Origin of the sequence: Flavobacterium sp. CFS9 (genome assembly GCF_041154745.1) — a bacterium.
GTDB lineage: Bacteria > Bacteroidota > Bacteroidia > Flavobacteriales > Flavobacteriaceae > Flavobacterium.
Genome location: NZ_AP031573.1, coordinates 3,482,371 through 3,495,783, shown reverse-complemented (window position 1 = coordinate 3,495,783; position 13,413 = coordinate 3,482,371). Strand labels below are relative to the sequence as shown.

Sequence of the window (13,413 nt, the reverse complement as noted above, 5' to 3'; positions counted from 1 at the left end):
AATTTATTACGCATCGATATTAGCGTAAACTGCATTTTTCTCGATAAATTCACGACGTGGTGGCACCTCATCTCCCATCAGCATTGAGAACACTCTATCTGCTTCAGCCAAACTATCAATGGTTACCTGACGTAAAGTTCTAAATTCCGGATCCATCGTTGTTTCCCACAACTGCTCCGCGTTCATCTCTCCAAGACCTTTATAACGCTGAATGTTAGCACTTCCTCCCATTCTCTCGTTGGCCTGATCGCGCTGAACATCATTCCACGCATATTCTTTTTTATTTCCTTTTTTAACTAAGTACAAAGGCGGTGCAGCGATATAAACGTGACCTTCTTCGATCAATTCTTTCATGAAGCGGAAGAAGAACGTTAATATTAAGGTAGAAATGTGACTACCATCGACATCCGCATCACACATGATGATTACTTTGTGGTATCTTAATTTTTCAATATTTAAAGCTTTGCTGTCTTCTGCGGTACCAACTGTAACTCCTAAAGCGGTAAAGATATTTCGAATCTCTTCGTTTTCGAATACTTTATGATGCATCGCTTTCTCCACATTCAGAATCTTACCACGCAAGGGTAAAATTGCCTGAAAATTTCTGTCACGACCTTGTTTGGCAGTTCCACCCGCCGAGTCTCCCTCGACAAGGTAAACTTCACATCTTGCAGGATCCTGCTCTGAACAATCTGAAAGTTTTCCCGGTAATCCTCCACCGCCCATAACGGTTTTACGCTGCACCATTTCACGGGCTTTTTTAGCCGCGTGACGTGCCTGAGCTGCCAAAATTACTTTTTGAATAATGACTCTGGCATCATTTGGATTTTCTTCCAAATAATTCTCCAACATCTCTCCAACAGCCTGAGAAACCGGAGAAACTACTTCCCTGTTTCCTAGTTTTGTTTTGGTCTGACCTTCGAATTGAGGCTCAGCCACTTTTACCGAGATAATAGCGGTTAATCCCTCACGGAAATCATCTCCCGCAATTTCGAATTTCAATTTATCCAACATTCCGGATGCATCAGCATATTTTTTAAGGGTTCTTGTCAAACCACTTCTAAAACCTTGTAAATGCGTTCCTCCTTCATGTGTATTGATGTTATTTACGTAAGAAAAAATATTCTCTGTGTAACTGGTATTGTAAATCAACGCTACCTCAACAGGAATTTCTCCTTTATCATGATCCATACTGATTACATGCGAAACAATTGGCTCACGGTTACCATCTAAGTAACGAATATATTCTTTTAATCCTTCTGTAGAATGAAAAACTTCGCTTCTGAACTCTCCTTTATCATCTACTTCTCTTTTGTCCGTAAAAGTGATTGTAATTCCTTTGTTCAGGAAAGAAAGCTCACGCATACGAGCAGACAAAGTATCATATGAAAACTCTGTAGTCTGTGTAAAGATCGTATTATCAGGGTAAAAAGTCTGACGCGTACCTCTTTTTTCTGTTTCTCCAATTTGTTTTACCGGATATAATGATTTCCCTCTTTCGTACTCTTGTTCGTAGATTTTTCCTTCTCTAAAAACAGTAGATTTCATATGAACAGAAAGGGCATTTACAACCGAAACCCCTACTCCGTGCAAACCTCCGGAAACTTTATAAGAATCTTTATCAAATTTACCTCCGGCTCCAATTTTAGTCATTACAACTTCAAGTGCCGAAACGCCTTCTTTTTTATGTAAATCAACCGGAATACCACGGCCATTATCCTCAACTGTTACTGATCCGTCTTCGTTTATTGCAACACTGATAGCATCACAATGTCCTCCCATTGCCTCATCAATAGAGTTATCTACAACTTCATAAACCAAATGATGAAGCCCTCGAACTCCCACATCACCAATATACATCGATGGACGCATTCTTACGTGCTCCATTCCTTCTAATGCCTGAATACTATCTGCTGAATAATTGTTCTTCTTGATTTCTTCGCTCATATAATTTATTCTAAAAAATGTATTTATTGTCTAACACGCAAATATATAAAAACGCAAATTATATACCCATAAAATTCCAATTTAAAGCACTTAAGTTATCAACACAATTGTCTGAAAAACCTAAAAATACATCTAAAAGAAGACTTAAATTCCAATTTTCTTAAATTCCAAATTGCAAAAATTCAGAATGAAGTAAAAAAACAATTAATTTTATAAAGCCTAAATTGTAAAACCCTTATTTTTTTAAACGGCATAAAAAAACCGAAATAACATTATAAAAATGCATTTCGGTTTCTATCAATTTAAAACTCCTTAAATTGGAATTTGGGTTTTAGAACTTTTATACTAATTTTTCTAAATTTTATTGTTTTTTATTAAAATCTCCGGCATAAATAGAAGTCATTTTATCTAAGCTCAGATACTTTTTCACTACTGCATTTACCTCTTCAATTTTTAAGGCTTTCACTTTAGTTTCAAGAGTATCAAAATCTTCCAAAGGAACTCCATATTGCAGGTAAGTATTTGTCAATTCCATTAAAGTTCCGTCATCACCCAGTCGGGTTTTTCTTTCATTAAGCCAGCTCACAAGATTTGATTTTAACTCTTCTGCTGTAAAACCGTCTTTTAATGCTTTTGCAATTTCTTCTTTTGCAGCAATCTCAACGGCATTTTTCTTCGTTGGATTTAAAAATGCATAATAAGCCCAGTACGCCACATCATTGGTAATGGGTATATTAACAAATGATCCCGCTCCATAGCTGATTCCTTCTTTTTCTCTCAATCGCATTGGTATTCTTGCACTTAAAAAACCTCCGCTTCCCAACATTTCATTGGCCATCACAAAAGCAGGATAATCTGCATCTTTCTGAGTCATTTTAAAGCTGATTTTACCTACCGCAACGGCATTTTCTTTATCAGGGGTAATGTACTCTTTATCGGCTTTCTGTGTTTCAAAATAAGTCGGTATTGCTCTTTCATATTTTGATTTGGAATTCCATTTACCAAAAGTACTCTCTAAAATCTGAGCTGTAGATTTAGCATCTAAATCCCCCACTACAGTTCCCACTCCATTATTTCCTCCTAAGATATTTTTATAGAAATCAACAATTTCGGGCTGTTTTATCTTTTTGTAAGCATCTATTTGCTCCTGAACGGTCGCAGTGTAGAAAATACTCTCTTTTGGATATTTAGAGGTTTGTTTGGAAAGCTCGATAAATGCCAGAGAATTAGGATCATTTAAATTCGATTCTAAGTAGGTATTATACTCACTGATGGTTTTGGTTAACTCATTTTGCGGAAAAGTAGCATTAGTCAATAAATCTCCTAAAATTTCCATTACTTCCTTAAAACTCTCTTTGTAAGTACTAACATTCACCGTTAAGATTTGCCCTGAAAAACCAAATGATACACTTGATTTCAGAAGATCTAAACGATCACTAATTTGTTCTTTCGTACGTGTAGTTGTACCGGTCTTTAACAATTGAGCCAAAATAGCCCCAACATCTGATTTTCCGGATAAATCCTTCTCATTACTTACCGGAAATTTAAACGCTGCCTGAACTTTTCCTCCTTTGATTTCTTTTTTAATCAAACCGTATTTCGCACCATTGCTTAACTTTCCTTCTACAAAATTTTGTTTCAGATTTTTAATAGAAGCTTCAAACGGAGCCGCTTCTTTTTCAAGTGCTTTTCCCTTGTAATCTTTAGTAAAAGCTACTAACTGCTCATCCGTATATTCTGTCGGCCTAACTCTTTGTTCGTCTTTTGAAGGAATAAATACTCCGACAGTTCTATTGTTGCTTTTAAAATACTTTTCCGCAACTCTTTGTATGTCTTCTTTTGTCAGTTTTTCAATTGCATCTCTATACAGGAAACCTAATCTGTAATCACCCGCGCCAATGATTTCGGTAAGATTTATAGCAAACGAAATAGTATTATTTTTAATCCCATCAATTTGCTTGATAATTTTGGCTTTAGCCCTGCTTACATCTTCATCCGTGTACTTGGTTGATCCAATTTTATCCAACTCAGTTCTTACCAGTTCTTTTGTTGCTATTACATCTTTATCATTAGGAACAGCTACTCCGAAATACACAAAACTGGCATCTCTTGTGGTTGGCTGCCAATAATAAACACTGGAAACTTTTTGTGTTTCTACCAATGATTTATACAAATAACCTGATGGATCGGCTGTTAAAATTTCGCCCAGAGCATCAATTGCTGCGTAATCTTTATCGGCATAAGCCGCTGTGTGATACAATGCCCCTATATTTTTACTGTCTCCGGCTCTTTTCAACTCTACATACTTCTCACCATCCTGTGCCGGCTCTATTGTATACGTTTTATCCAAAACTCTTTTAGGCCTTGGAATGGTTCCAAAATATTGACCTACATATTGTAATGCTTTTTTCTCATCAAATTTTCCGGCAATGATTAAGGTCGAATTGTCCGGCTGATAATACTTTTCATAGAAAACTCTTAGCGTTTTTGCTTTTACGCGTTCAATATCTTCTTTACTTCCAATGGTACTTTTTCCATAATTGTGCCACAAATAGGCTGCAGAAAGAACTCTTTCCTGCAAAACACCGTCAGGATTGTTTTCTCCAATTTCGAACTCGTTTCTAACTACTGAGAACTCTTTGTCTAAATCGGTTTGTAAAATAGTTGCATTGATCATACGATCGGCCTCCATTTCAATACTCCATTTTAGATTCTCATCATTCGATGGAAAAACTTCATAATAATTGGTACGATCCAGCCAGGTAGTTCCATTAGCAGATCCTCCTTTTTCAGAGAGCATTTTTTTGATATCCCCTAAGTTTTTGGTACTTTTAAAAAGCATATGCTCTAATAAATGAGCCATTCCTTTTTCTCCGTAACCTTCGTTTCTGGAACCCACATTATAGACAATATTTACCACCATATTACTTTGGGAAGCGTCCGGAATCAAAAGCACTTTCAATCCGTTATTCAGGGAATATTCTTTTACTCCTTCAACATTTTTAATATATTTTGGCACATCAGTTTTTTGTGCGTACACAGGATTTAACGAAGCTAGTGAGCAGCACAAAACACTGCTAAGCAATAAGTTTTTCATAAATAAAGTTTAAAATGGTTAGTTGTTAATGGTAACCAAATATAATATTTTTCTTAAACAAGGTGAGCGACAATTAACTTAGTTTTTAGAAATGTTCAAGAATTCAAATCTTAATTTTCAAATTCTAAATTCTAAATTCTAAATTCCAAAACCTGAAACCTGAAACTTGGAATTTGGAATTTGAATTTTAGCTTTTAGGTTTTAGCAACTAAAAGTTTTTCTTCTTTTAAATCATAAAAAAATCCGGAACTACATTTGACATGTCTTTCCGGATTTTTTTTAACTTATTTTCAATTATAATCCTGTTCCCTCTATCAAGAAGCAACGCTCCTTATATTTTAAGCAATGATTCCTGCTTTCGAAGCCTCAACCCCTGCTTTGACGTGCGCTGCATTAGCTCTCCCGCTTGGATCCTGATTTTCCTGCCATTTCGGTATCCATTTTCTAACGGTTTGTGCTGAACTAACTTCCGGATAGAACTTATGAAAAATTGATCTGTACAGATAAGCTTCCTTGGTTGTCGGTGAATTGTATGGAAATTCAGTACTTGCTCCTGCAAGCTGTTCGTCTGAAACCTGTCCGGCGCAGAATTCAATCAATTCATCTACCCAGTTGTATCCCACTCCATCCGAAAACTGCTCTTTCTGTCTCCATAAAACTTCCTCCGGCAAATAAGGATCTTCCGGTGTATCAAACGCTTTTCTTAAAATGTATTTTTCAATTCCATCGTATGTTTTGGGCTGCTTTTCTATGGTTTTAATTCGGATTGACGCTTCTAAAAACTCTTTGTCCAAAAATGGAATCCTTGCTTCTAATCCATGCGCCATTGGTATTTTATCGGCACGCAGTAAATCGGCGGTAAACAATTTTTGCACTCTTTCGATCGTTTCATCTTGAAATTCCTCTGCTGATGGTGCATTTCTAAAATACAAATGTCCCCCAAAAACCTCATCGGCACCTTCACCGGAAAGAATTACTTTTATTCCTTTATCAGCAATTACCTTTGACAACAAATACAATGGCACTCCTGATCGTACCGAGATAATATCGTAAGTTTCGATATGGTAGATTACTTTTTCTAAAACTTCGATCCCTTCTTCTACTGTAAAATAGATTTCGTGATGCTCTGTCCCTAAAAATGCTGCCGCAGCTCTTGCCGCTTTATTATCAGGTGCATCGGCATCTAATCCGATCGAAAACGAATGCAGTTTTTCTCCGCTCTCTTTCAATAATCGAGCAGCAATTGCTGACGTTAATGAAGAATCTAGTCCTCCTGAGAGCAATACCCCCACAGGAACTTCGCTCATTAAACGTTTACGGGTTGCTTCAATTAAAGTATTACGAATTAAATCTAAATCTAATTTTTGATTGGCTTTGGCGTGGTCTTCATACTCAGGATTGTAATATTTTACAAAACCGGTTTTACCTGTATAGTAATGCCCCGGAGGAAAAGTTGAAAAAGATTTACACTGATCTGAAATAGATTTCATTTCTGACGAAAAGTAAATTCTCCCTCTCTCATCTAGTCCATAATACAACGGTTTTACACCAACTGCATCTCTGGCTGCTATATAATTATCTCCATCCACAATTACAAAAGCAAAGTCTCCATCCAGCATATGACAAAACTTATGTCCAAATTCTTCGTACAGATGCACGATAACTTCTGAATCTGATTTTGTTCGGAAGGTATGTTCTTTTAAAACTGTATCTTTTAGTTCCTGATAATTGTAAATCTCTCCGTCATGCACCATCCAGGCCTTATTAGTTCCCTGAATAGGCTGCTTACCTGATTTTAAATCAATAATCGACAAACTTTCATGGCACATGATACTGCCATTTTCCATAATATGCAAATCACTTTCATCAGGACCACGATGCGACATTCTTGCAGAAAGCTCTTTTACGAGTTGTGGGTCTTTACCTTTACCTATAACAGCTAATAATCCGGACATACTGTTCTTTATTTTTTATTATTCTCTTTATTTTTCAATATTAAATACGTTAATCCAACATTTAATATTTTTCTAATGTTTGGCTAAGCTAAATATTATTTCTGAATTTTATGTACTTATTCAGCTACATTTTCAGTTCTTATCATTTTTATTTCAGCAAATGTCAAATATAAAAAAGTAAAATCAGATCATTGCCTGAAAAAACTTTTAACTAACTGAAATAATACAATTTAACATTCTAAGACAAGAAAAACGTTCCCAGTACTGAGAACGTCTTTCGGAAATATATATACTAATTCTAAAAATACTTTTTTATGCTTTCGCGTATGCATCATCATGGACACTCGCTACAGCTCTTCCTGAAGGATCATTCATGTTTTTGAAAGCCTCATCCCATTCTAACGCAATTTTTGTACTACAAGCGACACTAGCTTCCTGAGGTACGCATAATGCAGCGGCGTCACTTGGAAAATGTTCTGCAAAAATGGAACGATAATAATATTCTTCTTTAGACGTCGGTGTCTGCAATGGGAATTTATATTTTGCATTCGCCAATTGTTCGTCTGAAACTTCCTGGGCTACCACTTCTTTCAAAGTGTCAATCCAGCTGTATCCAACACCGTCTGAAAATTGTTCTTTTTGTCTCCAGGCAACACTTTCAGGCAGCATGTCTTCAAATGCTTTACGAACTACCCATTTTTCCATTGGATGCTCTTTGTTGATCATTTTATCCTGTGGGTTAATTCTCATGGCAACATCCATAAATTCTTTATCCAAAAACGGAACACGTCCTTCAATTCCCCAGGCTGCTAAGCTCTTATTGGCACGTAAACAGTCGTACATGTGTAATTTACCTAATTTACGAACGTTTTCTTCGTGGAATTCTCTCGCATTTGGTGCTTTATGGAAATACAAATACCCTCCGAACAGCTCGTCTGCACCTTCTCCTGACAATACCATTTTGATTCCCATTGACTTGATCACTCTTGCCATTAACCACATTGGTGTCGAGGCTCTAACAGTTGTTACATCATAAGTTTCCAAGTTATAAATCACGTCACGAACGGCGTCCAGTCCTTCCTGAATGGTAAATTTAATTTCATGGTGAATGGTTCCGATGTGTTTTGCTACAACCTGCGCTGCTGCTAAATCAGGTGATCCTTCTAAACCAACTGAAAAAGAGTGCAATTGTGGGTACCAAGCATCTGTGGTATCATCTGACTCGATACGTTTTTGTGCAAATTTTTTGGCTACAGCCGAAGTAATAGACGAGTCTAAACCTCCAGAAAGCAAAACCCCGTAAGGAACATCACTCATTAATTGTCTGTGAACTGCTGCTTCAAGTGCTTTTTTGATTTCAGGAATACTGGTTTCATTATCTTTTACAGCTTCATATTCTGTCCAGTCTCTTTTGTACCATTGTACAAATTCGCCATCTTTACTAGTCATATAATGTCCCGGAGGAAACAACTGAATTTTTGTACAGTATCCTTCAAGAGCTTTTAATTCCGAAGCAACATAGAATGTTCCGTGTTGATCCCAGCCAATGTACAGTGGAATAATCCCCATGTGATCACGAGCTATAAAATACTCATCTTTCTCTACATCATAAATTGCAAATCCAAAGATTCCATTCATCTCATCTACAAAATGAGGCCCCTTTTCTCTGTAAAGTGCTAAGATTACTTCGCAGTCACTTTCAGTCTGAAAGTTGTATTTTCCCTGAAATTGTTTGCGTAATTCTCTGTGGTTGTAAATTTCACCATTTGCAGCTAAAACCAGTTTTTTATCCTCGGTAAATAATGGCTGTTTTCCTGAAGCCGGATCTACAATTGCCAGACGCTCGTGTGATAAAATTGCTTTATCATTACTATATATTCCACTCCAGTCCGGTCCGCGGTGACGGATAATTTTAGACATTTCCAAAACCTGAGGTCTTAGAGTTTCAGCTTTTTGTTTTAGGTCGAAGGCACATACAATTCCACACATAACTATATATTTTAAATTACATTATTTTAATTTGATGAAGCAAAGATGCGATATCAGTTATAATTGAAAAACACATAACCAATTTTTAGTTATAATTTAAAACCAAAAATTGATTTTTACATGTAAAACATAAAATTTAAGTATAAAAAAAAGGTCTCAACTTAAAATTTTTAATTTCGGACTTAAACTATGGAGAAAATGCAATATTCTAAACGAATAGTTTGTATTAAAAATGGAATTACATTAAAAATGATACAAAATTCACAACAAGAAGTACAAAGACTTTTCCTAAATTGTTCTTTTTATCAATACTGGTATTTTGGAGACTAAGAGAATTATTCAAACGGCAGATTATTTACCAAAAAAATGGGTAAATTTTACAGGTATCGTTCCTAAGGAACTTTGTATGGCGTCTTTGCTCAATTTTCGACGGATTAAAATCCGTTGCTACAATATATGGCGAGCCTAAGGCTCTTTTAAAAAATTCCAAAGGAATATCTATTTTGTAAAAACGGATTTTAATCCATTGATGAGATCACGATTATCAAAACATAGTCCGGAGGAATGAAACATTTTAATGAAAAAATATTAAGGAAAAGCTTTGAAAAAATAACCTAATCCAATCATAATGATCATTACTATTATCATCCAATTTTTAAAAGACTGAAAATTAATCTGAAATTTATATTGATCCTTTTTTTCAATTGCATCCTTTAACCAAAGCTTGTGAAGTTTATAAAAAGCAAAAGCAGCTCCAAATAGAGAAAAGCTGCATATTAAACTTAAATAATCCATTTAACTAATTTCCTGAATTAGGTATTTTGTACTGTTAACTTCAAAAGTAAATCCTACTTTATTACCCATCAAATGTGCTCCCAAAGGAGATTGAGGCGAAAGAGCAATAACATTTGTGCCTTCAATATTAATTTTAGGAAGCGCCACACTTACATACAAAAAGATTCCATTGGCTTTTACCAAACTTCCTGAAATGATATTTTCGGTTGTTTTCAAAGCGTCAATTTTGTCTAAAATTGCTTTTTGAGTCATTGCTTCTTTCAATTTATTCGTCAATTTCTCCTGCTCGATATGCATCATCGACAAAGCGGTTTCGTGCTTGTCTCCGGCAGAACCCTTTGCATCGTTTTTAGAATCTTCGGTCAGAGTCGAAATCATGTCTCTAAAAACATCTATTCGATCCTGAACCATCTGCTGGTAATGTGTGTGTATTTTTTGTTTGAAAGTCATTTTTTTGGAGATACTGAGGTTCTTAGTTGCAAAGATGCAAAGGTTTTATACAGTCTCAAAAAAGATAGCCACAAATTCATAAAAAATATTCGTGCATTTGTGGCTTAAAAACTTTATATCCTTTTATCCCCCGAATCTTTTCTAAAAACCAAACTTACGGTTTCCCTCAACTACTAAAGATTCTGAGAGGCAAAGGTTAAAAGAAAAAAAAAGTACTTTCAACCTATTATTTCATCGGGAATCCATCCTTCATCATCACTTATAATTTTCCTTACCCATGTCCAACCGTTTAAACTTTTAATTTTAAAAATCTCATCCCCCTTATCAACGTCGAGCTCTTTGGCGGTGTAATACTCTAAAACTTTAGCTTCTTTGTTATCCTCAGAAATTTCAAGTATCTGAATGGGCACCCAGCCTTTATTAATTCCGTTTTCTGCCCAGATCCACCCTTTCCATTTTTCTTCCGTTTCTTCTTCTCCTAATTTTATAATCTCACCCTTATCGAGAGTAATAGGATTTTCATATTGTGTTTTATAGGTTCCAAGAATTTTAAATACTTCTGTCATTATACAGCTCTTTTAATGAAATGAGTTTTTTTGGAGGTACTGAGGTTCTGAGATGCTAAGGTGCTAAGTTTTTTCTCTTTGTCTAATTTTTTATTCAAAGAAAGCAGTCGGATAAACTACTTTTCCGTTTACTCCTGATAATCCATTTTCAGTTAAAGCAATCACCATGCAATTTTCTGCCGGAACATCGAAAGGCATTTCGATATTGTATTTTTTACAAAGTTCATAACCAAATCTAGGGTAATAATCATGATGTCCTAATAAGATAACTGATTTATATCCTAATTCTTTCGCTATTTCATGAGCGTGCACGATAAGTTTTGAACCAATTCCCTTTCCCTGAAATTTTGGTAATACCGAAACGGGAGCCAATGCCAAAGATTCAAAAGATTCTGTATCGTTTTTAATTTCTAATTTCGTCAATAAGATATGTCCTGCGATTTCATTCTCCACTTCGGCAACAATAGATAATTCCGGAATAAAAGCAGCTGATTTTCTTAACCTTTCAACCAAAAACTGTTCTTTATGATCGCTGTATTCTTCCTTTTCAAAAGCTTTTTCAATTAAGTCAAAAACACTTTTGTGGTCCTTTTCATTTTCTTGTCTGAGTTTAATTTTCATTTTTTTTAAGGTACTGAGGTTCTGAGATGCAAAGATGCAAAGGTTTTTATCATGAATCGCGCTTAGCAACCGCAAAGTTCGCAAAGCTTTATGTTGAAATAGCTTTGCGAACTTTGTATTTTATCTGCGTAACGCAAAATAAAAAACTTTTGCGTGCTTTGCGGTTAAAAAACTTAAAAATCGAATTTGTAGTTTGCTCCAACTACTACCTGGAATCCTTGTACCGGGTAGTTCATCCATTTTTCGTAGGCTTGATTCCCTATATTATTCAATTTCAGGAAACAGGTCAAACGCTCGTTGTATTTATAACCTAAATGTGCATTGGCGTCAAAATAGCTTTTTAGAGTTGTAATCACCGGATCGGTTCCTAAGTTTAGATTCGACTGCATATCTTTTCGTTCTCCCACAAAGAAAACATTTAGTCCCGCATACCATTGTTTGGTAATATTTACATCCAGATTAGAACTCAATTTCATAGACGGTAAATTCCACGCTTCTATACCATCATATTTATAACTATTGAAGGTTCCATTGATTCCGAAAGAAACATTTTGCGAAAAATCAGCTTTTAATTCTCCATAAAAACGGAAGGTTCTGATATCGTCATAAATCACTCCGAAAGAGTTTCCAAAACCATAATTCTGATTAGAGAAGTCTTCTGTATAATCATTGCTTCTGTACAAGGCTTTATCCTTCTCATTTAAATAAGAACCGGTAAGATTATAACTAACATTGTTAGCCAATTTCCCTTTTAAACCTGCAAAAACAGTGTATTGATTATTGGTTGGTTTCACTAAAAGTGTTGGAGATAAAAACGGATTTTCAGTCACAAAATCAGCATAGGAATTTTGATTTAAACCTCCATTCACTCCTGTATAAAAAATCATCAAATCACCTACCAGTTTATAGGATGCGTTTACTTTTGGATAAATATAAAACTTGTTTCCGCTGTTTTCAGAATCCAAACCATAAAACAAGCCCGCTCCCAACTCCAGGGTCCAGTCATTTTCTAACATTACAAAGCTTGGTTCAATTCCAAAATTAGTCAGACTGTATTTCAAGGGCTTTGTATTATCATACGCATAATTATGTTCGAAAGAGCCGCTTACGTGGTCAACGATGATATTAGTATTGATAGCCTGGTCCATTATATCTACCTTAAAAGTAGGTTTTACATAAAAACGATTTTCTGATGACGAAAAACTATCCGAAAAATGCGTAAACTTTGTCGAAATCTTACTGAAAACACCTTCTGTAAAAGCTACGTTACCGCCTAAAGAAATGGTATTATAGGAATGATTTGGATTAATTCCTCTTATTAAATCATCACGCATTTGTCCAGCCAGAGTTGACCCAAAATCAGCCGGTAAACCGTACCAGTTGTACAATTGATTCTGATAACCAAGATCGACATTCCATGACATATCACGATTGTTTACGCCATATCCTACATTCAATGCTGTATCGTAAAACTCATCGTTTAATTCTACGCCTTTAATTCCTCCCTGAGAAGAATGGTGACGAAACATACCCGCCACATAATCGTTGTTTCCTAAATCCTGATTGACAAACAATTCGGCATTAAGAGTTCCATAATTCCCTACTCCTAAAGTGGCATAATTGTTAAATAATTTTTCTTTTTTAGATTTCTCAACGCCTTCTGCTTTTCCTTTTGAAGGTGTAAAGGTTGAGGCTACAGGAACGGATAAAATACTATACTTTATGGTTTCTTTCGGCTGATTTCCGCTATCGTCAAGCGAAGGAGTTTCCTTTACTTTAAAAGCATCTGAAATCGTTGGCGAATAGGGTTTTACTACGTTTACTGTCTCTGTACCGATTGTTTCGTTCTTCTTTTGCGCAAACGAAAGCTGGACGACAAACATTACTAGTAAGATGATAATTTTATTTTGGCAATTCATTTTCATATCTTTTTTTTGAGAGGAAAGAGAATAGAATAAAGAGTACAGACTTCCCTCCTTTTCTTAATTTTCTT

General features: G+C 35.5%; 8 protein-coding genes. All 8 read right to left on the bottom strand.

Annotated elements, in window-relative coordinates; all coding sequences use genetic code 11:
• Positions 1-6: 6 nt before the first annotated feature.
• Positions 7-1,947: a DNA topoisomerase (ATP-hydrolyzing) subunit B gene (gyrB, locus tag ACAM30_RS14755; protein ID WP_369615361.1), complete on the bottom strand. Its 1,941-nt coding sequence runs from the start codon at positions 1,945-1,947 to the stop codon at positions 7-9.
• Positions 1,948-2,308: 361 nt separating this feature from the next.
• Positions 2,309-5,044, bottom strand: a complete 2,736-nt coding sequence (locus ACAM30_RS14750; protein ID WP_369615360.1) for a M16 family metallopeptidase — start codon at positions 5,042-5,044, stop codon at positions 2,309-2,311.
• A 338-nt stretch (positions 5,045-5,382) separates the two neighbouring features.
• Positions 5,383-6,999, bottom strand: coding sequence for an asparagine synthase B (gene asnB / locus ACAM30_RS14745; RefSeq protein ID WP_369615359.1), 1,617 nt, complete (start codon positions 6,997-6,999; stop codon positions 5,383-5,385).
• A gap of 312 nt (positions 7,000-7,311) precedes the next feature.
• Entirely contained in the window at positions 7,312-8,988 is a 1,677-nt protein-coding gene (asnB, locus tag ACAM30_RS14740; protein WP_070906979.1) for an asparagine synthase B, read from the bottom strand.
• Positions 8,989-9,783: 795 nt separating this feature from the next.
• Positions 9,784-10,233, bottom strand: coding sequence for a hypothetical protein (locus ACAM30_RS14735; RefSeq protein WP_369615358.1), 450 nt, complete (start codon positions 10,231-10,233; stop codon positions 9,784-9,786).
• A 218-nt stretch (positions 10,234-10,451) separates the two neighbouring features.
• Positions 10,452-10,799 carry an SH3 domain-containing protein gene (locus ACAM30_RS14730; protein WP_369615357.1) on the bottom strand — a complete coding sequence of 116 codons (348 nt, stop codon included), beginning with the start codon at positions 10,797-10,799 and terminating at the stop codon, positions 10,452-10,454.
• A gap of 90 nt (positions 10,800-10,889) precedes the next feature.
• Positions 10,890-11,420, bottom strand: a complete 531-nt coding sequence (locus ACAM30_RS14725; RefSeq protein ID WP_369615356.1) for a GNAT family N-acetyltransferase — start codon at positions 11,418-11,420, stop codon at positions 10,890-10,892.
• Between the two features lie 173 nt (positions 11,421-11,593).
• A complete protein-coding gene (locus ACAM30_RS14720) occupies positions 11,594-13,345 on the bottom strand; it encodes a TonB-dependent receptor (protein WP_369615355.1) in 1,752 nt (583 codons plus the stop codon).
• Positions 13,346-13,413 lie beyond the last annotated feature (68 nt).

Bases quoted from the DNA above. Each gene is read 5' to 3' on its own strand.
- ACAM30_RS14735 (WP_369615358.1), bottom strand. From the start codon at position 10,233: ATGACTTTCAAACAAAAAATACACACACATTACCAGCAGATGGTTCAG.
- asnB (WP_369615359.1), bottom strand. From the start codon at position 6,999: ATGTCCGGATTATTAGCTGTTATAGGTAAAGGTAAAGACCCACAACTC.
- ACAM30_RS14730 (WP_369615357.1), bottom strand. From the start codon at position 10,799: ATGACAGAAGTATTTAAAATTCTTGGAACCTATAAAACACAATATGAA.
- gyrB (WP_369615361.1), bottom strand. From the start codon at position 1,947: ATGAGCGAAGAAATCAAGAAGAACAATTATTCAGCAGATAGTATTCAG.
- ACAM30_RS14720 (WP_369615355.1), bottom strand. From the start codon at position 13,345: ATGAAAATGAATTGCCAAAATAAAATTATCATCTTACTAGTAATGTTT.
- ACAM30_RS14725 (WP_369615356.1), bottom strand. From the start codon at position 11,420: ATGAAAATTAAACTCAGACAAGAAAATGAAAAGGACCACAAAAGTGTT.
- asnB (WP_070906979.1), bottom strand. From the start codon at position 8,988: ATGTGTGGAATTGTATGTGCCTTCGACCTAAAACAAAAAGCTGAAACT.
- ACAM30_RS14750 (WP_369615360.1), bottom strand. From the start codon at position 5,044: ATGAAAAACTTATTGCTTAGCAGTGTTTTGTGCTGCTCACTAGCTTCG.